The sequence below is a fragment of the Rhizobacter sp. genome, from assembly GCF_031412495.1.
Taxonomy (GTDB): Bacteria; Pseudomonadota; Gammaproteobacteria; order Burkholderiales; family Burkholderiaceae_C; genus Schlegelella_A.
In genome coordinates this window covers 1-21,671 of record NZ_JANODC010000397.1, presented here as the reverse complement: position 1 = coordinate 21,671, position 21,671 = coordinate 1, and the positions used below count along the sequence as shown (strand labels likewise).

25 protein-coding genes are annotated in these 21,671 nt (G+C 72.3%); 14 read left to right on the top strand and 11 right to left on the bottom strand.

The genetic code is table 11. The features are described from left to right. Positions 1-107 precede the first annotated feature (107 nt). The 12 genes from AC30N0_RS14650 to fabG all read left to right on the top strand — a co-directional run bounded on the left by AC30N0_RS14650 (position 108) and on the right by fabG (position 9,546). Positions 108-377, top strand: coding sequence for a phosphopantetheine-binding protein (locus AC30N0_RS14650; RefSeq protein WP_489518641.1), 270 nt, complete (start codon positions 108-110; stop codon positions 375-377). A 13-nt stretch (positions 378-390) separates the two neighbouring features. Beyond that, complete coding sequence (locus tag AC30N0_RS14645; protein ID WP_489518640.1) at positions 391-1,041, top strand: COG4648 family protein; 651 nt, start codon at positions 391-393, stop codon at positions 1,039-1,041. Next, positions 1,038-1,820 carry a hypothetical protein gene (locus AC30N0_RS14640; RefSeq protein ID WP_489518639.1) on the top strand — a complete coding sequence of 261 codons (783 nt, stop codon included), beginning with the start codon at positions 1,038-1,040 and terminating at the stop codon, positions 1,818-1,820. Before AC30N0_RS14645 ends, AC30N0_RS14640 begins: the two co-directional genes overlap by 4 nt. Beyond that, positions 1,745-2,413 (top strand): class I adenylate-forming enzyme family protein, encoded by a 669-nt coding sequence (locus AC30N0_RS14635; RefSeq protein ID WP_489518638.1) that lies wholly within the window; start codon positions 1,745-1,747, stop codon positions 2,411-2,413. The genes AC30N0_RS14640 and AC30N0_RS14635 overlap by 76 nt, the downstream gene beginning before the upstream one ends. Further along, entirely contained in the window at positions 2,410-2,736 is a 327-nt protein-coding gene (locus AC30N0_RS14630; protein WP_489518637.1) for an ApeI family dehydratase, read from the top strand. The genes AC30N0_RS14635 and AC30N0_RS14630 overlap by 4 nt, the downstream gene beginning before the upstream one ends. After that, complete coding sequence (locus AC30N0_RS14625; protein ID WP_489518636.1) at positions 2,733-3,698, top strand: lysophospholipid acyltransferase family protein; 966 nt, start codon at positions 2,733-2,735, stop codon at positions 3,696-3,698. The genes AC30N0_RS14630 and AC30N0_RS14625 overlap by 4 nt, the downstream gene beginning before the upstream one ends. 28 nt (positions 3,699-3,726) lie before the next feature. Then, positions 3,727-4,296: an outer membrane lipoprotein carrier protein LolA gene (locus tag AC30N0_RS14620; protein ID WP_489518635.1), complete on the top strand. Its 570-nt coding sequence runs from the start codon at positions 3,727-3,729 to the stop codon at positions 4,294-4,296. 4 nt (positions 4,297-4,300) lie between these two features. Beyond that, the gene (locus tag AC30N0_RS14615) at positions 4,301-6,745 is read left to right on the top strand and encodes an MMPL family transporter (RefSeq protein ID WP_489518634.1); all 2,445 of its coding nucleotides are present in this window, start codon (positions 4,301-4,303) and stop codon (positions 6,743-6,745) included. Between the two features lie 80 nt (positions 6,746-6,825). Continuing rightward, positions 6,826-7,611: a polysaccharide deacetylase family protein gene (locus tag AC30N0_RS14610; protein ID WP_489518633.1), complete on the top strand. Its 786-nt coding sequence runs from the start codon at positions 6,826-6,828 to the stop codon at positions 7,609-7,611. After that, a complete protein-coding gene (locus AC30N0_RS14605; RefSeq protein ID WP_489518632.1) occupies positions 7,608-8,342 on the top strand; it encodes an SAM-dependent methyltransferase in 735 nt (244 codons plus the stop codon). The genes AC30N0_RS14610 and AC30N0_RS14605 overlap by 4 nt, the downstream gene beginning before the upstream one ends. Continuing rightward, positions 8,339-8,821: a hotdog family protein gene (locus AC30N0_RS14600; protein WP_489518631.1), complete on the top strand. Its 483-nt coding sequence runs from the start codon at positions 8,339-8,341 to the stop codon at positions 8,819-8,821. Before AC30N0_RS14605 ends, AC30N0_RS14600 begins: the two co-directional genes overlap by 4 nt. Before the next feature lie 5 nt (positions 8,822-8,826). Continuing rightward, complete coding sequence (gene fabG / locus AC30N0_RS14595; protein WP_489518642.1) at positions 8,827-9,546, top strand: 3-oxoacyl-ACP reductase FabG; 720 nt, start codon at positions 8,827-8,829, stop codon at positions 9,544-9,546. Here the strand turns inward: fabG and AC30N0_RS14590 are convergent. From AC30N0_RS14590 to AC30N0_RS14550, 9 genes are all read right to left on the bottom strand, one after another. After that, a complete protein-coding gene (locus AC30N0_RS14590) occupies positions 9,527-10,324 on the bottom strand; it encodes a glycosyltransferase family 2 protein (RefSeq protein ID WP_489518630.1) in 798 nt (265 codons plus the stop codon). The genes fabG and AC30N0_RS14590 overlap by 20 nt on opposite strands. Then, complete coding sequence (locus AC30N0_RS14585; RefSeq protein WP_489518629.1) at positions 10,321-11,067, bottom strand: lysophospholipid acyltransferase family protein; 747 nt, start codon at positions 11,065-11,067, stop codon at positions 10,321-10,323. The genes AC30N0_RS14590 and AC30N0_RS14585 overlap by 4 nt, the downstream gene beginning before the upstream one ends. Continuing rightward, positions 11,064-11,885: a MipA/OmpV family protein gene (locus AC30N0_RS14580; RefSeq protein WP_489518628.1), complete on the bottom strand. Its 822-nt coding sequence runs from the start codon at positions 11,883-11,885 to the stop codon at positions 11,064-11,066. The genes AC30N0_RS14585 and AC30N0_RS14580 overlap by 4 nt, the downstream gene beginning before the upstream one ends. 92 nt (positions 11,886-11,977) lie before the next feature. Further along, complete coding sequence (locus AC30N0_RS14575) at positions 11,978-13,336, bottom strand: NAD(P)/FAD-dependent oxidoreductase (RefSeq protein ID WP_489518627.1); 1,359 nt, start codon at positions 13,334-13,336, stop codon at positions 11,978-11,980. A gap of 87 nt (positions 13,337-13,423) precedes the next feature. After that, positions 13,424-14,128 (bottom strand): ABC transporter ATP-binding protein, encoded by a 705-nt coding sequence (locus tag AC30N0_RS14570; protein ID WP_489518626.1) that lies wholly within the window; start codon positions 14,126-14,128, stop codon positions 13,424-13,426. A gap of 20 nt (positions 14,129-14,148) precedes the next feature. After that, positions 14,149-15,054, bottom strand: a complete 906-nt coding sequence (locus AC30N0_RS14565) for an ABC transporter ATP-binding protein (protein WP_489518625.1) — start codon at positions 15,052-15,054, stop codon at positions 14,149-14,151. Further along, complete coding sequence (locus tag AC30N0_RS14560; RefSeq protein ID WP_489518624.1) at positions 15,047-16,231, bottom strand: branched-chain amino acid ABC transporter permease; 1,185 nt, start codon at positions 16,229-16,231, stop codon at positions 15,047-15,049. The genes AC30N0_RS14565 and AC30N0_RS14560 overlap by 8 nt, the downstream gene beginning before the upstream one ends. A gap of 103 nt (positions 16,232-16,334) precedes the next feature. Beyond that, positions 16,335-17,258 carry a branched-chain amino acid ABC transporter permease gene (locus AC30N0_RS14555; RefSeq protein ID WP_489518623.1) on the bottom strand — a complete coding sequence of 308 codons (924 nt, stop codon included), beginning with the start codon at positions 17,256-17,258 and terminating at the stop codon, positions 16,335-16,337. 65 nt (positions 17,259-17,323) lie between these two features. Next, positions 17,324-18,637: a replication-associated recombination protein A gene (locus AC30N0_RS14550; RefSeq protein ID WP_489518622.1), complete on the bottom strand. Its 1,314-nt coding sequence runs from the start codon at positions 18,635-18,637 to the stop codon at positions 17,324-17,326. Between the two features lie 149 nt (positions 18,638-18,786). On the opposite strand from AC30N0_RS14550, the gene AC30N0_RS14545 reads away from it, so the two are divergent. Both AC30N0_RS14545 and AC30N0_RS14540 read left to right on the top strand, forming a co-directional pair. After that, complete coding sequence (locus tag AC30N0_RS14545) at positions 18,787-19,062, top strand: acyl carrier protein (RefSeq protein ID WP_489518621.1); 276 nt, start codon at positions 18,787-18,789, stop codon at positions 19,060-19,062. Next, positions 19,046-20,323, top strand: a complete 1,278-nt coding sequence (locus AC30N0_RS14540) for a beta-ketoacyl-[acyl-carrier-protein] synthase family protein (RefSeq protein ID WP_489518620.1) — start codon at positions 19,046-19,048, stop codon at positions 20,321-20,323. The genes AC30N0_RS14545 and AC30N0_RS14540 overlap by 17 nt, the downstream gene beginning before the upstream one ends. Before the next feature lie 11 nt (positions 20,324-20,334). Here AC30N0_RS14540 and lolA read toward each other — a convergent pair whose 3' ends face one another. Together lolA and AC30N0_RS14530 are read right to left on the bottom strand one after the other, a co-directional pair. Continuing rightward, positions 20,335-20,955 carry an outer membrane lipoprotein periplasmic chaperone LolA gene (gene lolA / locus AC30N0_RS14535; RefSeq protein ID WP_489518619.1) on the bottom strand — a complete coding sequence of 207 codons (621 nt, stop codon included), beginning with the start codon at positions 20,953-20,955 and terminating at the stop codon, positions 20,335-20,337. Further along, positions 20,952-21,671 (bottom strand): DNA translocase FtsK (locus AC30N0_RS14530; RefSeq protein ID WP_489518618.1); only part of this gene is annotated, 720 nt, incomplete at its 5' end. The genes AC30N0_RS14530 and lolA, both read right to left, overlap by 4 nt.

Here is a 21,671-nt window from a genome sequence, read left to right as displayed (position 1 = left end):
CGGTCGCTTCGCAAGCGCAACTTCCGCCGTCGGCTGCCGACCGCCACCTCTGATCGCCGGACCTCCGGCCCCCGCTGCGGCGGAACCCACTGCCTCCGACGAGACGCATGACTTTTCAACAAACCGACCTGCAGCGCGAGGTAGCCGGGCTGCTCGTGGAAGCGCTCAACCTCGACACCGACCCCGCGGCGATCGACCCGCAGGCAGCCCTCTACGGCGAAGGCCTCGGCCTGGACTCGATCGACATCCTCGAGGTCGCCCTCGTCGTGTCGCAGCGCTACGGCTTCCAGCTCCGCTCCGACGACGAGGACAACGTCCGCATCTTCAAGTCGCTGGCGAGCCTGGCCGACCACATCGCCGCGCATCGCCAGTCCTGAGGAGGCGCCGACCATGCGCGCGCGCTACGTGCTGGCCGGCTTGACCGGCCTGGCCTACGTGGCGGCCAGCCACTGGCTGATGACGCGGGCTCCGGCCTCCGGCTGGAACGCGGTCGTGGTGGTCGGGCCGATGCTGGCCTTGACCGCGCTCTACGCCGCCCGCAACGGGATGCGCCTGCTCGCGGTCGTCGCCGGCCTGGCGACGGCGACGCTCGTCGTCCAGGCGTGGCGCGGCGGCGGTCTCGCGCCGGGCACGCTCTACCTGGCCCAGCACGCCGGCATCCACCTGCTCCTTGCCTTCGTCTTCGGAGGCACCCTCCAAGCCGGCAGGGAGCCGCTGATCACCGCCCTGGCCCGGCGCGTGCACGGCGGGCTCACGGCCCCGATGGCCCACTACGCGCGCAAGGTCACGGCCGCGTGGACCTTGTACTTCGCGACGATGGCCAGCGTGTCGGTCGGGCTCTATGCGTTCGCGCCGTTCGAGGCCTGGGCCGTGTTCGCCAACCTGGTGACGCCACTGGCGATGGTGCTTCTCTTCGTCGGCGAGTACGTGCTGCGCTATCGCCTGCACCCGGAGTTCGAGCGGGCGACGCTGGGCCAGGCGATGCGCGCCTACTCGCAGCGCGATGCCGGCGGCGAACGACCGGCGGGCCCGGCCCCATGACCGAGGCGCCGCTCCTCGCCGGCGACCTCGGCACACCGATCGCATGGCGAGACGGCGCGCCGATCACGCGGCGCCAGTACCTCGCCGATGCGGCGGCGCTCGCGAAGCGGCTACCCGCCAGCGGCGCGATGCTCAACCTGTCGAGCGACCGCTACCGGTTCGCGGTCGGCCTCGGCGCCGCCCTCCTGCGTGGCCACACCAGCCTGCTGCCGCCGAACCACCTGCCCGACACCGTCGTGCGACTGCGCACCCGCTTCGCCGGCACGTATGCGCTGGTCGAACCGGGGGGCGACGGACACGGCCTGCCGAGCGTGGCTCACGCGGTCGGCAGTGCCGGCACGACCGGCGTCGAGGCCGTGCCGTCGATCGATGCTGACCTCGTCGCCGCGCACGTCCTCACGTCGGGATCCACCGGCGAACCGGTCCCTCATGCCAAGCCCTGGGGCCTGCTCGTGCGCAACGCGCGGGCGGAGGCTGCGCGCCTGGCCCAGGGCGTCGGCCGCCCCGGCCTCGACGGGATGGCGCTCGTCGCCACCGTGCCGCCGCAGCACATGTACGGCTTCGAGTCGAGCGTGCTGATCGCCATGCACGGCGGCGCCGCCTTCGCGGCCGGCCGCCCGTTCTACCCGGCCGACGTCGCCGCCGCGCTCGCTGCCGTGCCGGCGCCGCGCATCCTGGTCACCACCCCGTTCCACCTCAAGGAGTGCTCGATTCGGGCCAGGCCCAGCCGGCGCTCGGCCTCGTCGTCTGCGCCACCGCGCCGCTGGCGCCGCAGCTAGCGGCGCGCGCCGAGCAGGTGCTGCAGGCACCGCTGCTCGAGATTTACGGCTGCACGGAAGCCGGCCAGGTGGCGACGCGGCGGACGACCGCCGGCGCGGAATGGCGCACCTTCGACGGCCTGCGCCTGACCGGCGACGGCAGCGCCGCCAGCGTGAGCGGTGGCCACGTGCCGCAAGCGACCGTCCTCGCCGACGTGCTCGAGGTCATCGACGCCGAGACCTTCCGCCTGCTCGGCCGCTCCAACGACCTGGTGAACGTCGCCGGCAAGCGCAGCTCGGTCGGGCACCTGAACTTCCACCTCAATTCGATCGACGGCGTCGTCGACGGCGCGTTCTGGATGCCGCCGGGCGGCACCCACGACGGCGACGGCGACGGGGACGGCGCTGGCGTGACGCGGCTGCTCGCCTTCGTCGTCGCGCCCGGCCTGTCGGGCCAGCAGATCCGGGCCGCCCTGCGCGAGCGCGTCGATGCCGCCTTCCTGCCGCGCCGCATCGTCCACCTCGACGCGCTGCCGCGCGAGGCGACGGGTAAGCTGACGCAGGCGGCACTCGGCGCCCTGGCGGCCGCGGCGGCGCGGCGCGAGGGCGCATGACCGGTATCGTGTCGCAACGGGTCGAGATCGCAGCCGACCACCCGGCGTTCGACGGCCACTTCCCCGGCCAGCCGCTCCTGCCCGGCGTCGCCCTCCTCGCCGAGGTGCTCGAGGCAGCGCACGCCGACGCGGCGCTCGCCGCCTGCGTCGGCCGGGCGCCGCGCCTGGGCGTCGCCAAGTTCCTGGCCCCGGTGCGCCCCGGCACGACGTTGACGATCGACTTCAACCTCGGCGCGACGGCGCTCGCCTGGACCGTCCGCGAGGGCGAGCAGGTCGCTGCCAGCGGCCAGTTCGGTCGCGTCGACATCGCCGCGCTCCCATGAAGGTCGAGGGCAGCGCCGCACCGCCCACCGATTGGGCGCACCAGCGCGAGCGCACCAACCTGCCGATGCTGCGCCTCATGCGCTGGATCGCGCTGGCCGCGGGACGGCGGGCGACGCGACTGCTGCTGCCGCCGATCGCCCTCTATTTCGTGATCTTCGGCGGCTCGGCTCGCGACGCGTCGCGGGCCTATCTGGCCCGCGTGCTCGGCCGTCCCATCACCTGGCACGACGGCTTTCGCCACGTGCTCAGCTTCGCCTCGGTCGTGCTCGACCGCGTCTACCTGCTGCAGGAGCGGTTCGAGCAGTTCGAGTTCGAGGCGCACGGCGTGGCCGACGTCATGGCAACCGCGCAGCGCGGCGAAGGCGTGCTCGCCTTCGGCGCCCACTTCGGCAGCTTCGAGGCGCTGCGCATGATCGGCCTCGACAAGGGCCTGCGCGTGGCCATGATCATGTACGAGGACAACGCGCGCCTGCTCAACGACACGCTGGCGGCGATCGCGCCGCAGGCCAGGCTGCACACGATCGGCCTCGGCCGCATCGACGCCATGCTGCAGCTGCGCGAGTGGCTCGACGACGGCGGCCTCGCCGGCCTGCTCGCCGACCGCAGCCTGCCCGGCAACTCGCATCGGTCGAAAGCCGTCGCCGTCGACTTCCTCGGCGCGCCGGCCTGGTTTCCCGACGGGCCGTTCCGCCTGGCTGCGATGCTGCGCCGCAAAGTGGTCTTCATGGCCGGGATCTACCGCGGCGGCGGACACTACGACCTCCGCTTCATGCCGATCATCGACTACAGCCAGACCCGCTCGATGACCGGCGCCGAGCGCGACGCGGCGATCCGCGAAGGCGTCGAGCGCTACGCCGCCATCGTCGAAGCGCTCTGCCGCGAAGCACCCTACAACTGGTTCAATTTCTACGACTTCTGGTCCGATGCACCGGCCGACCCCCAGCACCAAGGTCCGAACTGAACGGCGGTCCCTCGTCCTCGCGCTGGCCATGGCCGGCGGCCTGGCCGCCGTGCCGTGGCCATCGCGGGCCGCTTCGCCGTTCGACCTGGCGACGCTGACGGCGCTGCTGGCCCAGGTCAAGTCCGGCGAGGCCACGTTCACCGAGACGCGCCGCGTCGAGATGCTCGACCGCACGCTCGAGTCGGCCGGCCGCCTGTCGTTCCGCGCCCCCGACGTATTCGTGCGCGAGACGCTGCGGCCGCGCCGCGAGAAGCTCGCGGTCGAGGGCAACACCCTGACGATGAGCCTCGGCGAGCGCAGCCGGACGATGCAGCTCGACGCGTCGCCGGAAGCGGCGGTCATCGTCGAGGCCGTGCGCGGGACGCTGACCGGCAACCGGCAGGCGCTGGAGCGCCTGTTCGAAACCGCGCTTTCCGGCAGTGCCGACGCCTGGGCGCTCGAGCTCGTGCCGCGCGACGCGCGCCTGCGCGGCCAGGTGGCGCAGGTGCGCGTCGCCGGCGGCGGCGCGGTGGTTCGCCAGGTGCAGGTGCTGCTCGCCGACGGCGACCGCTCGGTCATGACGATCACGCCGGTGGCGCCCGCACGCGCCCGGTCCTGAATCGATGGATCCCGGGACGACCCCGCGCCGCCGGGGCGGCCTCATCGCGGTGCTCGTGTGGCTGGCCGGCTGCACGCTGGCAGGGGTCGTCGCGATTCGCGCCCACTACGTCGCCGACCTCTCGGCGTTCCTGCCGTCGGCGCCGACGCCGGAGCAGGCGGTGCTGCTCGACCAGGTCAAGGACGGCGCCGCCTCGCGCATGGTCTTCATCGGCATCGAAGGCGGCACGGCGGCCGAAGGCACGGCGCAGCGCGCCGAGGCATCGCGGCAGCTCGCTGCCACCCTGCGTGCCGACCCGCGCTTCACCTCCGTCAGCAACGGCGACACCGCCGCCTGGGCCGACGTCGGCCGTCTCGTCTTCGAGCGACGCTATGCGCTGAGCCCCGCGGTCGATGCCGAGCGGTTCAGCGTCGACGGCCTGCGCAATGCCATCGACGAGACGGTGTCGCTGCTCGGCACGCCTGCCGGCTCGCTGCTCAAGCCGATCGTCTTTCGCGACCCGACCGGCGAGACACTGCGCATCGCCGAGGCGATGACGCCGGCGCGGGCGCCGCGCAGCGAGAACGGGGTCTGGGTGTCGCGGACGGCGCCGCGAGCGGTGCTCGTCGCCACCACGCGCGCCGACGGCGGCGACCTCGACGGCCAGCAGGCGGCGCTCGCGGCCATCGACGCCGCCTTCGCCCAGGGCGCGGCACCGGGCCTGCGCCTGCAGGTCTCGGGCGCCGGCAAGTTCGGCGTTTCGTCGCGCGAGCGCATCAGGAGCGCGGTCGAGCGGCTGGCGATCGTCGGCTCGGCGCTGATCGTCGTCTTCCTGCTCATCGCCTTCGCCTCGCTGCGCTCGCTGGCGATCGCCATGCTGCCGGTGGCGACCGGCGTGCTCGCCGGCATCGCGGCGGTGAGCATCGGCTTCTCGCAGGTGCACGGCATGACGCTCGGCTTCGGCACGACGCTGATCGGCGAGGCGGTCGACTACGCGATCTACTACCTGATCCAGGCACGTCCCGGCGCCGTTTCGACGAGTGCCGCGGCGACACCGGCGCAGCGCTGGCTGCGCGAGAGCTGGCCGACGATCCGGCTCGGGCTGCTCACGTCGCTGGTCGGCTTCGCCGCGCTCGTCTTCTCGGGCTTTCCCGGCCTGGCCCAGCTCGGCGTCTTCTCCATCGCCGGCCTGCTCGCGGCGGCGGCGACGACACGCTTCGTGTTCCCCGTGCTGGCGCCGCGCGGCGCGCCCGGCCAGGGGCTGCGACGGCAGCTCGGCCGCTTCATGCAGGCTTGCGCCACCGCGCTGCCGCGCCTGCGCTGGGCGTTCCTCGCCGTCACGCTCGTCGCCGCCGCCGCGCTCGCCCTCCTGCCCTCGCCGTGGCGCGGCGACCTGATGGCCCTCAGCCCCGTCGACCCGGCCGACCTCGGCGTCGACGCCGCCCTGCGCGCCGACGCCGGCGCCCCCGACGCCGGCGTGCTCGTCGCCGTGTCGGCGCCGAGCGAGGCCGCCGCGCTGGAAGCAGCCGAGGCGGTCGGCGCCCGCCTCGACCGCCTCGTCGGCGAAGGCCTGCTGCAGGGCTACGACTCGCCGGCGCGCTTCCTGCCCAGCGTGGCCACTCAAGCGGCGCGCCGAGCTGCCCTTCCCGATGAAGCGACGCTGAGGGAGCGCCTGATCGCGGCGACCGAAGGCGGCGCGCTGCCCGCCGCTCGCCTCGCGCCCTTCATCGCCGACGTGCAGGCGGCACGCGCGCAGGCACCGATCGTGCGCGCCGACCTCGACGGCACGCCGCTGGCCGTCGCCGTCGACGGGCTGCTCCTGCGCGGCGACGGTGCACGCCCGTGGCGGGCCCTGATCAACCTGCAGCTGCCGGAGCGCGGCGGGCTCGACGCGGACCGGCTGCGCGCGGCGCTCGCCGACGTGCCCGGCGCCCGGCCGGTGGCGGTCAAGGCCGAGCTCGACGCCATCTATGACCGCTTCCTCGTGCAGGCGGCGTGGCAGGCGGCGCTCGGCGCGGCGGCCGTGCTCGCCCTGCTCGGCTGGCACCTGCGCAGCGCGCGCCGTCTCGGCCGCATCGTCGTGCCGATCGCGGCGGCGACGCTGCTCGTCCTCGGCAGCTTGTCGGCAGCGGGCGTGGACTTCGGCATCCTGCACCTGGTCGGCATCCTCCTCACGGTGGCGATCGGCTCCAACTACGCGCTCTTCTTCGACCACCTGCGCGAGCGCGGCCCAACCGGCCACGACGGCCGCGAAAGCCACGAGGACAGCGATACCCTGGCCTCGCTGCTTCTCGCCAACCTCACCACGGTAGCCTCGTTCGGCCTGCTCGCGGTGTCTGGCATCCCGGTGCTGCGCGCCATTGGCGAGGTCGTCGCCCCGGGTGCCCTGCTGTGCCTCGTTTTCTCGGCCGCGCTCATCGGCACCGCGTCGAAGCGGCCGGGCGCCTATGGGAAAATCGCCGCGCCGTGACGACCCCGCCGACCGACCCCCGCACCCCTGCCTCGCCGGTCGGCGCTGTCCCCGGCAGGCCTTGGTCGTGGCCGCCCTACGTGACTGCGAGCGCGGCCGTGCACGTCGGCGCCGGCATCTCGGCCGCTGCGTTCCCGGCCGAGTGGCCGTGGGCCCTGGGCGCCGTCGCGGCCAACCACCTCGCGCTTACCGGCGGCGGCCTCTGGCCGCGCTCGCGCTGGCTCGGCTCGAACTGGACCCGGCTGCCGGCGGCCGCGACGGCACGGCGCGAGATCGCCCTGACGATCGACGACGGTCCCGACCCCGCCGTCACGCCGGCGGTGCTCGACCAGCTCGATGCGGCGCGCGTTTCGGCCACCTTCTTCTGCATCGCCCGGACCGCGGCGGCGCAGCCGGGGCTCTGCCGCGAGATCATCCGGCGCGGCCACAGCGTGCAGAACCACAGCGACCGGCATTCGAAGGCCTTCTCGCTGCTCGGGCCGGCGCGCATGAGGGCCGAGATCCGCGCCGCACAGGACCGCCTTGCCGACATCACCGGCGTGGCACCCCGCTTCTTCCGTGCCCCCGCGGGCCTGCGCAACCCATTCCTCGCGCCGGCGCTGCAGCGGCTCGACCTGCAGCTGGTGAGCTGGACGCGGCGCGGCTACGACACGATCCGGCGCGATCCGGCGGCGCTGGTCGCGCGCCTGAGCCGCGGCCTCGCCGCCGGCGACATCCTGCTCCTGCACGACGGCAACGCCGCGCGCACCGACAGCGACCAGCCGCTGATCCTCGTCGCCCTGCCCGAGCTCCTGGCTCGCTTCGCCCACGCCGGCCTGCGCGCCGTGACCTTGCCGGCCGCGGCGCGCGGCAGCGACGCCGAGTGAGCGACGCCGCGCCGGCCGCGTTGTGGCGAGCGCTCGTCGATGCGGCGAGCGAGCCGTACCGGCGTTCGGGCCGCTTCGCCTGGCACTTCGCCCGCGGCAAGCTGCGCTGGGACCCGGTGTTCGGGCACCTGGTGGAACACGGACTGATCGCGCCGCGGGCGCGCGTGCTCGACATCGGTTGCGGCCAGGGCCTGCTCGCCAGCCTGGTCGATGCCGCCGGAACCGCCGAGCGCGAAGGCCGCTGGTCCAGGCGCTGGGCGGCGGCGCCCACGGGGGCCCGGATCACCGGCATCGAGCTGATGGCGCGCGATGTGGCCCGGGCCCAGGCCGCCCTCGGCGACCGCGCCGACTTCGTCTGCGCCGACATGCGCACGGCCGTCTTCCCGCGTTCGGACGCGGTCGTCGTCCTCGACGTCCTGCACTACATCAGCGTCGCCGAGCAGGACGCCGTCCTCGACCGCGTGCGCGGCGCTCTCGGCGGCGGCGGCCGCCTCATCCTGCGCGTCGGCGACGCCTCGACGCGAAGCCGCTTCCGCACCAGCCAGTGGGTCGACCGCATCGTCACCTTCGTCCGCGGCCACCGGGTGCCGCCGCGCTTCGGCCGCACCCTGTCCGAGTGGCTGGCGCGGCTCGACGAGCTGGGCTTCGCCGTGACCAGCCTGCCGATGCACGCGGGCACGCCGTTCGCGAACATCCTGCTCGTCGGCGACGTCCGCGAGCCGCGGCCATGACCGACGGTGCCGAGCCGGCGACGCTCGACCGCGCCGGCATCGCGGCGCGCATCCCGCACCGCGGCCCGATGTGCCTTCTCGAGCGGATGACGTCGTGGGACGACGCCGGCGTGGAATGCGAGGCGGTCAATCACCGCGACCCGACGCACCCGCTGCGCACGCGCAGCGGCCTGCTCGCGAGCGCAGCCATCGAGTACGCGGCGCAGGCGATGGCCCTGCACGGGGCGCTTTGCGCCAGCGCGGCGGGAACGAAGGCGTCGCCCGGCTTCCTGGCCAGCGCGCGAGACGTGCGCCTCGCGCTCTGGCGCCTCGACGACCTGCCGGCCGCCGACCCCGACACGCTGCTCGTCTCCGCCTGCCGCCAAGCGGCCGACGCGAGCCGCATCCTCTACGCCTTCTCGCTCGCGCACGCCGGCCGCACGCTGGCGACCGGCCGGCTCGCCGTGGTCCTCAACACCGCCCTCGCGGCGGCGTCGTGAGCGCGATGAAGCGCGCCCTCGTCACCGGCGCCAGCGGCGGCATCGGCCGCGCCGTCGCCGAGCGGCTCGGTCGGGACGGCGCACACGTCATCGCCCACGCGAACAGCCGCCTCGATGCGGCTCAGACGGTCGTCGACGCCATCGTGGCCGCGGGCGGCAGCGGCGAGGCGATCGCCTTCGACGTCACAGACCGTGCCGCCACCGAGGCAGCGTGCGCGCGCCTGCTCGCCGGCGGCCCGGTGCAGATCGTCGTCAACAACGCCGGCGTGCACGACGACGCTGCCTTTCCGGCGCTGCGCCAGGCGCAATGGCAACGCGTCATCGACGTCTCCGTGAACGGCTTCTTCAACGTCACCCAGCCGCTCGTGATGCCGATGATCCGCACGCGCTGGGGCCGGATCGTCAACCTGTCGTCGATCGCCTCGCTCACCGGCAACCGCGGCCAGGTCAACTACGCGGCGGCCAAGGGCGCGCTCAACAGCGCCACCAAGGCGCTGGCCCTGGAGCTGGCCAGCCGCGGCATCACCGTCAACGCGGTGGCGCCGGGCATCATCGACACCGGCATGGCCGAGGCGACCTTCGATCGAGCCGCGATCGAGAAGATGGTGCCGATGAAGCGCCCCGGCACCGCCGCCGAGGTCGCGGCACTGGTCGCCTTCCTCGCCTCCGACGAGGCCGGCTACATCAGCGGCCAGGTCGTCTCGATCAACGGCGCGATGATCTGAACGGCGGCCGCCCGGCCATCCGGCGCGCGACCAGCCCGGGCAGGCGCCAGAGGAACCCGCCCATCAGGCGCAGGTGCATCCAGCTCAGCAGGACGTTGTCGCGGCCGTAGCGAAAGTGCGAGACGCCGCCTTCGTCCGGACGCAGGTACCGGACCGGCGCGGCGATGTTGATCGGCGTCACGCCGTGCCAGGCGAGGCGGACCACGGCCTCGGTGTCGAAGTCGAAGCGGCGCATCCAGGCGTGCGCCCGCATGATGTCGACGAGGGGCGCGATCGGGTAGACGCGAAACCCGTACAGCGAGTCGTCGATGCCGGCGAACAGCGTCTCGAGGTTCGTCCACATGTTCGACAGGCGCCGGCCGCGCACCCGCAGCAGCGGCGCCGAGGCGTCGAAGACGGGTCGCCCTAGGATCATCGCGTCGGGCCGCTCGGCCGACGCCGCCATGAAGGCGGCGATCAGGTCGGCCGGATGCTGGCCGTCGGAATCCATGGTCAGCGCGTGCCTGAATCCGGCGGCACGGGCGGCCTCCAGCGCGTGCAGGACCGCGGCGCCCTTGCCCTGGTTGCGGGGCAGGACCTCGACGCGCAGGCCCGGATCGGCCGCAGCCATCGCCTTCAGGCCCGCGGCCGTGCCGTCGTCGCTGCCGTCGACGACCACCCACACCGGTGACCACGCGGCGCGTGCCGACCGCACGGTCTCGTAGACCTTGGCCCCGGTGTTGTAGCTGGGAACGACGACGAGGTGACTACACGACGACGGCGGCGACGCTGGCGTCATCGACCGAGCTCGCGCGCGAAGTAGGCCTCGAGGCGGCGCAGGGTCGCGCGATGGTCGGCGTCGGGCGGAAAACGCTCGCCGAGGCGGACCCGGATCGTCACCGGCCCGGGCGGCGTCCGCAGGAGCGGCCAGCCCTTGCTCAGGTAGGGCGAGTCGGTCTCGATCAGGACGGTCTGGATCGGCGCCTGCGCCAGGTGGGCGATCAGCGTGATGCCCGGCTTGAACGGGTTGAGCGGCGGCGTCACCGTACGGGTGCCTTCGGGGAAGAGGACGAGCTGGTTGCCTTCGCGCAGGGTGGCGACGGCGGCCCGGATCATGTCGCGGCCGACATCGTTGCCGATGTAGCGGGCCAGCCGCGAGCCGCCGCCGAGGAAGATGTTGCGCAGCAGCTCGGACTTCATGATGCAGACGCCACGGCGCAGCCGCGCGACGACGATCATCGCGTCGAGCATGGTCGGGTGGTTGCAGGCGACGATGAGCCCGCCCGGCTCGTCGCGCAGGGCGTCGAGCGCGCTCGAGTCGATGCGCATCATGCCGACGGCCTCGGCCGTCCACCAGCACCAGCGATAGATGCGCGAGACCCCCTCGCGGCCGAGGCGGGCGCCGAGATGGGGCGGGGCGATCAGCCCGATAAGCGGCGCGACCAGGTTCCAGAGCAACGACGTCAGGCCGAGCTGGACGATGACGATCGCGAACAGGATCCGGTGGTGCAGGCCGGGGGCCCGGCCGGGTGCCGCCGTCACTCGTCGATCGCGACGCGCTGATTCGAGACTGCGAAGATCCATGAGATGCCGAAGCCGGCCGTGAAGGAGCGCTCGCGACGAACGAGCGGGCTGGCGGCGAAGACGGCGCCATCGAGATCGTCGTAGCGGACGAAGCCGCCGAGCCAGGCGTTGCCGAGCCGGCGCGAGAACGCCGTCGTCGCCCGCCAGCCGGCGTAGCCGCCGGGAGCCGAGTAGGCGGCGCGCGTGGAGGTCGCGAACTCCGGCGCGACGCCGTAGAAGTGCTGGTGGTAGCGCCGGTCGGCGTACAGCGGCCCGCCGAGCAGGCCGATGTTCCAGCGGCCGGCGAGGTTGCGGATGTCGAGGTTGATGTTGGGCGAGAAGGTGACGCCGATGGCGCGCGGTGAGCGCTGCAGGGTGATCGCCTCGCGCACCGGCAGGCGGAGGTCGAGCTTGTAGCGCCGGTCGGCCGACTGCCACAGCTCCACGTTCATGTTCGGGCCGATCTCGAAGGTGCCGGGCAGGTCGCGCATGCCGCGCCGGGCCTCGTTGTCCTTGCTCTCGGTCGGCACCGAGGCCGAGAGGCTCACGTCGACCTCGATGCGGCGGCCGGCGAAGATGATGGCGCGGGCGCCGTCGCGGTCGGCGCGCAGGAAGCGGCCCCGGTAGGCGACGAAGGGCAGCGGCAGGACGTGCGTGCTCGTCTGGTCCGAGCCGCGGTAGTCCGGGAAGCGGACGGCGGCGACGCCGAGCCCGAGCTCCCACAGCGGCTCGCTCGCCGGCAGGCTGGCGGCGTCGCCCGTCCGCACCACCTCGCCGTCGACGACCGGGCCGGGCATCGGCAGCTCGTCGCCCGACGCGCCGGCAGCCGCGAGGGCGCAGCCGGGCAGAAGACAGTGCGCGAGAAGCCGCCGTGCCGCACCGGCTGCGCTCACGAGGCAGCTGCCTCGACGTCGCGGATATTGACCCGGCGCCGCATCCAGGCCTGCACCGTGCGCTTGAGATTGGCGGCGGACACGAGGTAGTAGAGCGCCTTGAGGACGCGGATGGAGCCCCAGATGGGTGTCTTGCCGTAGATGTCGCCGGCGAGCAGGGACAGCAGCGCTTCCTTGACGCGGAACGGGTTCTCCGGCGCCATGAAGAACTCGCGCATCGTCGGGTTCGTGACGCGGAAGATGAACCAGGAGAACTCGCGCGGCCCGAAGGCGACGCTGCGGTCGTAGGCGCGGCGCAGGGCCGTGGCCTCGCGGCGACGGTCGAGCACGGCCTCGACCACGTCGGCGCCCTGGAAGGCGTTCTGCATCGCCAGGAACACGCCGGACGAGAACACCGGGTCGATGAAGGCATAGGCATCGCCGAGGAGCAGGAAGCGTTCGCCGCTGCTGCGGGTGCTTGCGTACGAGTAGTTGCCCGTGGCATAGACGCGTTCCTCGACGAGCGCCGCGCCTTCGAGCCGACGGGCCAGCTCGGGGCAGAGCGCGATGGTGTCGCGGAAGAACTCGGGCAGCGGCTTGCTGCGCGACTTCAGGTAGTAGGGCCAGCAGACGGCGCCGATGCTGGTCGTGCCGTCGGCCAGGGGGATGAACCAGAACCAGCCGTGCTGGAACCACAGGATGGTGATGTTGCCCTCCAGCTTGCCGGGCAGACGTTCCGCTCCCGTGAAGTGGCCGTACAGGGCCGAGCTGTTGTGGCGCGGGCTCTTCTGCTTGCAGCGGAACTGGTTTGCGAGCACGGTATCGCGGCCCGAGGCGTCGATGACGAAGCGGGCCCTGCAGGACCTGTGCTCGCCATGCTCCGGCTCGACGCGGGCCGTGGCGCCCTCGGCGTCGAAGACGACCTCGCGGACCCGGTGCCCTTCGAGCGTGCGCGCGCCCTGGGCGGCGGCGTTGCGGAACAGGAGCTCGTCGAGCTCGGAACGGCGCACCTGCCATGCGTACGGCATCGACTTGTCCCAGGCGTCGGCGAACTCGACGAACTGGCGGTGCTCGTGGTCGGGCGAGACGAACTCGACGCCCCACTTCGGCATGCCGATCGCCTCGACCTGGTCGCGCAGGCCGAGCTTGTCGAACAGCGCCACGTTGGCGGGCAGCAGCGACTCGCCGATGTGAAAGCGCGGGTGATGCGCCTTTTCCACCAGGACCACGTCGCGGCCGCGTTCGGCCAGGAGGGCGGCGACGGTCGATCCGGCGGGGCCGCCGCCGACGACGAGGACGTCGCAGTCGAAGGCAGCGTCAGGTGCGGCCGGTACGGGAGAAATGGGCGGTCTCGGCAGGAGCCGGCTCTCGGTCATCGCTGGCAAGGGTGCGTCGCAGAACTGCCTTCAGCCTGCCGACTCGACACCCGATCTGAAGCCGCGATTCTATCGTCGCGCCCGGCGTCACTCGCCCAGGTAGGCGGCCCGGACCTTGGGGTCGGCGAGGAGCGCCCGCGCCTCGCCGCTCATCGTCACCTCGCCACTGTCCATCACGTATCCGCGCGAGGCAAGCTGCAGGGCGCGGCTCGCGTTCTGCTCGACCAGGAGGATGGTCGTGCCCTGCTGGTGGATGTCGTTGACGACCTCGAAGATCTTGTCGACCATCATCGGCGACAGGCCCATCGACGGCTCGTCGAGGAGCAGCACCTTGGGCCGGGCCATGAGGCCGCGGCCCATGGCCAGCATCTGCTGCTCGCCGCCGCTCATCGTCCCGGCGAGCTGGTTGCGGCGCTCCTTCAGGCGCGGAAAGATGGCGAAGACACGCTCGATGTCGGCCGCGATCTCGGCCTGGTCGTCGCGGACGAAGGCGCCCATCTGCAGGTTCTCGGTGATGCTCATGCGGGCGAAGGTGCCGCGGCCCTCCGGCACCATCACCAGGCCCTGCGCGACGAGGTCCCACGGCCCCTGGCCGCGGATGTCGCGGCCCATGAACTCGATGACGCCGCTCGCCGCCGGCTGGGTTCCGGTGATGGCCTTGAGGGTCGTCGTCTTGCCCGCGCCGTTGGCGCCGATCAGGCTGACCAGCTCGCCCTTCAGCACCTCGAAAGAGACGCCCTTGACCGCCTGGATGCCGCCGTAGGCGACCTTGAGGTCGCGCACGGCCAGCAAAGGCGATGAGGCGGCGACGCTTATGGCCTTCCCCCTTCGAGGGGGAAGGTCGGGATGGGGGTGATCCCATCCTGTGCCGACAGGCTTACCTCGGGCGAACGCCCGAGGTAAGCCTCGATCACCTTCTCGTTCTTCTGCACCTCGGCCGGCGTGCCCTCGGCGATCTGCTTGCCGTAGTCGAGCACCGTGACGCGGTCGCACAGGCCCATGACGAGCTTGACGTCGTGCTCGATCAGCAGGATGGTCCGGCCGTCGTTGCGGATGCGGTCGATCAGCTCGCGCAGCGTCACCTTCTCGGTCGCGTTCATGCCGGCGGCCGGCTCGTCGAGGGCGATCAGCTTCGGGTCGGTGGCGAGCGCCCGCGCGACCTCGAGCCGGCGCTGGTCGCCGTAGCTCAGGGTGCGCGCCTTGTACTCGGCGAAGCCGCCGATGCCCACGTAGTCGAGCAGCTCCTGCGCCCGCGCCGCTATCGCGGCTTCCTCGGCCTTGAACGAGGCGGTGCGGAAGATGGCGCCGACCAGGCCGGAGTGCGTCCGCACGTGCCTCCCGACCATGACGTTCTCGAGCGCCGTCATGTCGGAGAAGAGGCGGATGTTCTGGAACGTCCGCGCGATGCCGGACTTGGCGACCTCGTGCACGGCGCTCGGCTTGTAGGGCTTGCCGCCGAGCTCGAAGGTGCCCGAGTCGGGCGCATAGAGGCCGGTGAGGACGTTGAAGAAGGTCGTCTTGCCGGCGCCGTTCGGACCGATGAGGCCGTAGACCTCGCCGGTCCGGATGGTGATGCCCACGTCCGACAGCGCCTGCAGGCCGCCGAAGCGCTTCGACACCCCGCTGACGCGGAGCGCCGGTGGCGCAGCCTGCCCTGCCGCCGCCCGCGCCGCCGGGGCGTGAGCAGGCGCCGTCGCTGCCGGCACCGGGTCAGGCATGCCGGGACCCGGTGCCGTGCACCACGTTGGTCACGGTGCTGGAGGCCGGGGTGACGCGCTGGGGCACCCCGGGATCGTCGCCGCCCGCGTCCGGCGGCGGCGCCACCTTGCCGTGCTCCGGCGACGGCCACAGGCCGCGCGGCCGCGCCAGCATCACGCCGATCATCGCCAGGGCGATCAGCAGCTGGCGCAGGATCGAGGCATCGAGACGGCCGTCCGACCATTGCTGCAATGGCCCGGCGACATAACGCAACACCTCGGGCAGCGCGGCCAGGAGCAGGGCACCGACGATCACGCCCGGGATGTGGCCGATGCCGCCGAGCACGACCATGGCCACGATCATGATCGACTCCTGGAGGCTGAACGACTCCGGCGAGATGAAGCCCTGGAAGCTCGCGAACATCACGCCGGAGACGCCGCCGAGCGTCGCGCCCATGCCGAAGGCGAGCAGCTTCAGGTTGCGGGTGTTGATGCCCATCGCCTTGGCGGCGATCTCGTCCTCGCGGATCGCCATCCAGGCCCGGCCGATGCGGCTGCGCTCGAGCCGGTAGCAGATCACGACCGCGATGACGACCAGGATCAGCAGCACGAAGTAGTAGTTCGTCACCTTCGGCATCTCGAGGCCGAACAGGTGCTGCGTCTTGCCCAGGCTCACGCCGAACATCGAGATCTCGTCGATGGAGGCGATTCCCTTCGGGCCGTTGGTGATGTTGACCGGCGCGTCCAGGTTGTTGAGGAAGATGCGCACGATCTCGCCGAAGCCGAGGGTGACGATCGCCAGGTAGTCGCCGCGCAGCTTCAGCGTCGGCGCCCCGAGCAGCACCCCGGCCACGCCGGCGACCAGGGCGCCGAGCGGGATGACCACCCACCACGGCGTGTGCAGGCCGCCGGGGAAGGCGGCGGCGATGGCCTCGAAGGTGTCGGTCAGCTGCGGCGAGGCGAGCAGGCCCAGCAGGTAGGCGCCGACGGCGTAGAAGGCGACGTAGCCGAGGTCGAGCAGGCCGGCATAGCCGACGACGATGTTCAGGCCGAGCGCCAGCAGCACGTAGAGCAGGGCGATGTCGATGATGCGCACCCAGGCGTTGCCGGCCTGCTGCACGACGAACGGCAGGATGATCAGCAGGACCGCTGCGCCCAGGAAGACGATCAGCTTGTTGCGGCGGGCGTACTCGCTCATGGAGCCCCCACGCTCCCTGCGGTCGCTGCCCCCCGTGGGGGCTCGGCCGGCCTTGGGGCGGCCCGGCGGCCGGCCGGTGCTCTCATTCTCGATCGGCGCGCTCTCATGCCCGGTCGGCGACTCGCTCGCCGAGCAGGCCCTGCGGCCGCAGCGTCAGGACGAGGATCAGCACGATGAAGGCGAAGATGTCCTGGTAGTGGCTGCCGAGGACCCCGCCCGTCAGGTCGCCGATGTAGCCGGCCCCCAAAGCCTCGATCAGGCCGAGCAGCACACCGCCGACCATGGCGCCCGGGAGGTTGCCGATGCCCCCGAACACGGCCGCCGTGAATGCCTTCAGGCCGGGCAGGAAGCCCATGGTGTGCTGCACCGAGCCGTAGTTGGCCGCGTACATCACGCCCGCCAGCGCGGCCAGCGCTGCGCCGATGACGAAGGTGGCCGAGATGACGGTGTCGGGCCGCACGCCCATGAGCGCGGCGACGCGCGGGTTCTCCGCGGTGGCCCGCATGGCACGGCCGAGCCGGGTCCGGTTCACCAGGTACATCAGCCCGGTCAGCGTGATCACGGTCATGACCAGGATCAGGATCTGCACGTTGTTGATGACCGCGCCGAAGACCACGTGCGGATCGCCGGGCAGGAGGATGGGGAAGGACTTGTAGTTCGGCTTCCAGATGATCATGGCCAGCGTCTGCAGCAGCAGGCTCATCCCCATCGCGGTGATCAGCGGCGCCAGGCGCGGTGCGTTGCGCAGCGGCCGGTAGGCGATTTTCTCGATGCCGAAGTTGAGCGCGGAGCAGACGATCACGGCAGCCACCAGGCCGAACAGCAGCAGGGCCCAGCCCGGGAAGCCGTACCCGGCCAGCCCGGTGACGACGGTCCACGCCGTGAGCGCGCCCACCATCAGCACTTCGCCGTGCGCGAAGTTGATCAGGTTGATGATCCCGTAGACCATCGTGTAGCCGAGGGCCACCAGCGCATAGACGCTGCCCAGCACCAGGCCGTTGATGATCTGCTGGATGAAGATGTCCATTGGGCGCCGACTCTATTAGCAAATCCCCTGCCAGCAGCTAGGGGCTCGCCCGATGGCAGGGCGGCTCACGGCGCGGCAGCGGCGTTGAGCCGGCGCAGCTCGGCGAGGCGTTCGCCGATCCGGATCTCGAGGCCGCGGTCGGTGGGTCGGTAGAAGGCCTGCGCCTCCATGTCGTCGGGCCAGTAGCGCTCGCCCGCGGCGAAGCCGCCGGCCTCGTCGTGGGCATAGCGATAGCCTTTGCCGTAGTCCAGGCCCTTCATCAGCGCCGTCGGCGCGTTGCGCAGGCGCAGGGGAACGGGCCGGGTGCGGTCGCTCTTGATGAAGGCCTTTGCGGCGTTGTAGGCGGCGTAGAGCGCATTGCTCTTCGGCGCCATCGCCAGGTAGACCACCGCCTCGGCCAGCGCCAGCTCGCCTTCGGGCGAGCCGAGCCGCTCGTAGGTCTCGGCCGCGTCGAGGGCCACGCGCAGGGCGCGGGGGTCAGCCAGGCCGATGTCCTCGCTCGCCATGCGCACGAGCCGGCGCGACGCATAGCGCGGGTCGACGCCGCCGTCGATCATGCGCACGAACCAGTACAGCGAGGCGTCAGGGTCGCTGCCGCGCACCGCCTTGTGCAGCGCCGATATGGTGTCGTAGAACTGCTCGCCGCCCTTGTCGTAGCGGCGCAGCTGCTCGCCGAGCGCCTGCTCGAGCATGCGTTCGTCGATCGAGGCGGCGGCGCCGAAGCTGGTGATCAGGTTCTCGTAGGCATTGAGCAGGCGCCGCGCGTCGCCGTCGGCGTAGCCGACAAGGCGCTCGCGCGCCGGCTCGGAGAGCGGCGGTGCCGCCAGGAGCGCCCGCGCTCGCTCGAGCAGCGTGCCCAGGTCGGCGTCGTCGAGCGGCTTCAGCACATGCACGGTGGCGCGCGAGAGCAGCGCGGAATTGACCTCGAACGACGGGTTCTCGGTGGTGGCGCCGATGAAAGTGAGCAGGCCCGACTCGACGTGCGGCAGGAACGCGTCCTGCTGGCTCTTGTTGAAGCGATGCACCTCGTCGACGAAGACGACGGTGCGCCGTCCGCTCGTCCGTGCGGCCTGCGCCCGCTCGACCGCTTCGCGGATGTCCTTGACGCCGCCCAGCACGGCCGACATGGCGATGAACCGGGCCTCGAAGGCGTCGGCCATCAGCCGGGCCAGCGTCGTCTTGCCGACGCCGGGCGGCCCCCACAGGATCATCGAATGCAGCCGGCCGGACTCGAAGGCGACGCGCAGCGGCTTGCCTGCGCCGAGCAGGTGCTGCTGGCCGATGACCTCGTCGAGCGTGCGCGGGCGCAGGCGCTCGGCCAGGGGCGCAGTGCCCTCGGCATCGGCGGCGAACGGAAGATCGAGGGAGGTCTGCGGCACGGTGGATCGCGACCCGAAGGGCGCGGCGGCACGGCGAGAGGCTCTCGCCGCTGCCGGATTCTGCCGCGCCCCGAGGCGGCGAGTGCCCCACGGGACATAAGATGGGCAGTCCCCGATTCGCACGCGGCCAAAGCGGGCCGTCCCGCGCCATGCCATCACCGACCTTCGACGCCATGTCCCTCGTGCTGGCCGAGAAGTTCCACGTCGACCCCGCCCGGGTCCAGCCGCAGTCGACGCTCGAGACGCTCGGCCTCGACTCGCTCGGGCTGATGGAGTTCGTCTTCGCCGTCGAGGACCGGTTCGACGTGCGAATCCCCGAGGAGCGGCTCGACCCGCGCCAGGCCGGCACCACCCTCGAGCAGCTCGCGGCCCTGCTCGACGAGGCGGTCGCGGCCAAGGCCCGCCCCGATGCCGCCGCGGGATAGCCGGCCGGACGGCCGCATCGCCGTCACCGGATTCGGCGTCGTCAGCCCGCTCGGCAACGACGGCGCTGCCTTCGCCGACGCGCTCTTCGCCGGCCGCTCGGCAATCCGGGCCCAGGCGCTCGACCTGCCCGGCATCGAGCTGCCGCCGGTGGCCGTCGCCCGCGCGGAGTTCGACGCCGCTGCCGTTGTCGCACCGTCGCGCGTGCCGCTCGACCGTGGCACGGCGATGGCGCTCAGGGCCGCCGCCGACGCCGCCCGCGCCGCGGGAATCGGCGGCGATGGGCACGCTGCCTGCCCGGCCGAGCGCCAGGCCATCTTCTGGGGCAGCCGCATGGCCGGCGCCGCGACCTTCGAGGCAACCTGCCGCACCGTCTTCGCCGAGCGCCGACGCATGCGCCCGACCAGCGTCGTCACCACCATGCCCAATGCGGCCGCGGCCGAGATCGCCCTGCTCTTCGGCGCGCGTGGCGCCGCGCTCTCCTATGCCTGCGCCTGCGCTTCGTCGGCCATCGCCATCGGCGAGGCGATGCGCGCGATCCGCGCCGGCTGGATCGACGTCGCCATCGCCGGCGGCAGCGAGTCGATGCTGACGCCGGGCGTCCTCTCGGGCTGGCAGGCGATGCGCGTCCTCGCACCGGTGCGCATCGGCGCCGACGGCGACAACGCGGCCGCCTGCCGCCCCTTCGACGCGCGCCGCTCCGGCTTCGCGCTCGGCGAGGCGGCGGCGGCCTTCGTGCTGGAATCGGCCAGGCACGCGCGTTCACGAGGCGCCGCCGCCGGGGCCTTCCTCTGCGGCTACGCCACCAACTGCGACGGCATGCACATCACCCACCCCGACGCCGACGGCCAGGCCCGGGCGATTCGCTCGGCGCTGGCCGATGCCGGGCTCGAGCCGGGCGAGATCGGCTACGTCAATGCGCACGGCACCGGTACGCCTGCGGGCGACCCGGCCGAGGCGGAATCGCTGGCCCGCGTCTTCGGTGCCCGGGGCGTGCCGGTGAGCTCGAGCAAGGCCCAGCACGGGCACCTGCTCGGCGCCGGCGGTGCGGTCGAATTGCTGGTCACCCTGCAGGCCCTGCGTTCCCGACGGCTCCCGGCGACGGCGAGCACGCAGGCCCTCGATCCGGCGTTCGCGATCGACCTGGTCATCGGGGAAGCGCGGCGCAGCGAGTCCCTGCGCCACGCCCTGTCGAACTCGTTCGCCTTCGGCGGCAGCAACGCGGTGCTGGTCGCGTCGCGCGCCGATCCCGGCGCCGGCTGACCCGGGCAGATCTACTGCTCGATCACGTCGGCGCCCGGCGGCACCGTGAAGCGGAAGGCATCGGCGGCGACCGGCACGTTCGCAGCGAGCTTGTCGAACCGGAGCAGGCTCTTCTGCCCGAAGCTGTCGACGATCTCGAGCGCGGCCAGCCCCTTGCCCTTGAAGCCGACGCGCACCGACTGGAACGCGCCGTCCTTGGCCTTCGGCCGGGCCTCGGCCCATTCCAGGCCGTCGCGCGCCGGCAGGCTGGAAAGATCGAAGTCCTGCTCCAACGAGCCGCCGGCGAGCAGGGCCGCCGGCGTGGCGCCGAGCGCCTGCGAGAACCGGCGCTTGCTGACCTGGTTCAGGTCGGCGTCGTGGATCCAGACCTGCACGCCGTCGGCGACGATGGTCTGCTCGAAGGGCTTCAGGTAGGCGAAGCGGAAGCGGTTCGGCCGCTGGAACTCGAAGCTCCCGCTCGACGACTTCTTCTTCTTGCCGTCGGGCGAGGTGACGGTCTGCGTGAACTCGGCCCGGCCGCTGCGGACGTCGCGGACGAACTCGCGCAGCGACTCCACCGGCTCGGCGCCGGCCCAGGCCGATGCTGCCAGCAGGATGCCGCCGAGCAGCGCACGCTCGATGCCGCGCCTCACTCGACTCGCGCCGGGACGAGGATGTCGCGGTTGCCGTTCGTTGCCATGCCGGTTACGAGGCCGGATTTCTCCATTTGTTCCAGCAATCGCGCGGCGCGGTTGTAGCCGATGCGCAGGTGCCGCTGCACCAGCGAGATCGAGGCGCGCCGGTGCTGCAGGACGATGCCGACCGCCTGGTCGTACATCGGGTCGTTCTCGCCGCCTGCCGTGCCCGGCGCGCCGTCCAGGGCGTCGCCGCCGTCGCCGTCGAGGACGCCGCCTTCGAGGATGCCGTCGATGTAGTCGGGCTCGCCCTGGCTCTTCAGATAGGCGACGACGCGGTGCACCTCCTCGTCGCTGACGAAGGCGCCGTGGACGCGGATCGGCAGGCCGCTGCCCGACGGCAGGTAGAGCATGTCGCCCATGCCGAGCAGCGCCTCGGCACCGGACTGGTCGAGGATGGTGCGCGAGTCGATCTTGCTCGAGACCTGGAACGACAGCCGGGTCGGGATGTTGGCCTTGATGAGCCCGGTGATGACGTCGACGCTCGGCCGCTGCGTCGCCAGGATCAGGTGCACGCCGGAGGCGCGCGCCTTCTGCGCCAGCCGGGCAATGAGCTCCTCGATCTTCTTGCCGACGACCATCATCAGGTCGGCCAACTCGTCGATGACGACGACGATGAAGGGCAGCCGCTCGAGGGGCTCCGGCTGCTCGGGCGTCAGGCTGAACGGGTTGGC

Excerpts from the sequence above, each read along its gene's own strand:
- AC30N0_RS14650 (WP_489518641.1), top strand. The coding sequence starts at position 108 with ATGACTTTTCAACAAACCGACCTGCAGCGCGAGGTAGCCGGGCTGCTC.
- AC30N0_RS14645 (WP_489518640.1), top strand. The coding sequence starts at position 391 with ATGCGCGCGCGCTACGTGCTGGCCGGCTTGACCGGCCTGGCCTACGTG.
- AC30N0_RS14640 (WP_489518639.1), top strand. The coding sequence starts at position 1,038 with ATGACCGAGGCGCCGCTCCTCGCCGGCGACCTCGGCACACCGATCGCA.
- AC30N0_RS14630 (WP_489518637.1), top strand. The coding sequence starts at position 2,410 with ATGACCGGTATCGTGTCGCAACGGGTCGAGATCGCAGCCGACCACCCG.
- AC30N0_RS14625 (WP_489518636.1), top strand. The coding sequence starts at position 2,733 with ATGAAGGTCGAGGGCAGCGCCGCACCGCCCACCGATTGGGCGCACCAG.
- AC30N0_RS14620 (WP_489518635.1), top strand. The coding sequence starts at position 3,727 with ATGGCCGGCGGCCTGGCCGCCGTGCCGTGGCCATCGCGGGCCGCTTCG.
- AC30N0_RS14615 (WP_489518634.1), top strand. The coding sequence starts at position 4,301 with ATGGATCCCGGGACGACCCCGCGCCGCCGGGGCGGCCTCATCGCGGTG.
- AC30N0_RS14600 (WP_489518631.1), top strand. The coding sequence starts at position 8,339 with ATGACCGACGGTGCCGAGCCGGCGACGCTCGACCGCGCCGGCATCGCG.
- fabG (WP_489518642.1), top strand. The coding sequence starts at position 8,827 with ATGAAGCGCGCCCTCGTCACCGGCGCCAGCGGCGGCATCGGCCGCGCC.
- AC30N0_RS14590 (WP_489518630.1), bottom strand. The coding sequence starts at position 10,324 with ATGACGCCAGCGTCGCCGCCGTCGTCGTGTAGTCACCTCGTCGTCGTT.
- AC30N0_RS14580 (WP_489518628.1), bottom strand. The coding sequence starts at position 11,885 with ATGCCCGGCCCGGTCGTCGACGGCGAGGTGGTGCGGACGGGCGACGCC.
- AC30N0_RS14575 (WP_489518627.1), bottom strand. The coding sequence starts at position 13,336 with ATGACCGAGAGCCGGCTCCTGCCGAGACCGCCCATTTCTCCCGTACCG.
- AC30N0_RS14565 (WP_489518625.1), bottom strand. The coding sequence starts at position 15,054 with ATGCCTGACCCGGTGCCGGCAGCGACGGCGCCTGCTCACGCCCCGGCG.
- AC30N0_RS14560 (WP_489518624.1), bottom strand. The coding sequence starts at position 16,231 with ATGAGCGAGTACGCCCGCCGCAACAAGCTGATCGTCTTCCTGGGCGCA.
- AC30N0_RS14555 (WP_489518623.1), bottom strand. The coding sequence starts at position 17,258 with ATGGACATCTTCATCCAGCAGATCATCAACGGCCTGGTGCTGGGCAGC.
- AC30N0_RS14545 (WP_489518621.1), top strand. The coding sequence starts at position 18,787 with ATGCCATCACCGACCTTCGACGCCATGTCCCTCGTGCTGGCCGAGAAG.
- AC30N0_RS14540 (WP_489518620.1), top strand. The coding sequence starts at position 19,046 with ATGCCGCCGCGGGATAGCCGGCCGGACGGCCGCATCGCCGTCACCGGA.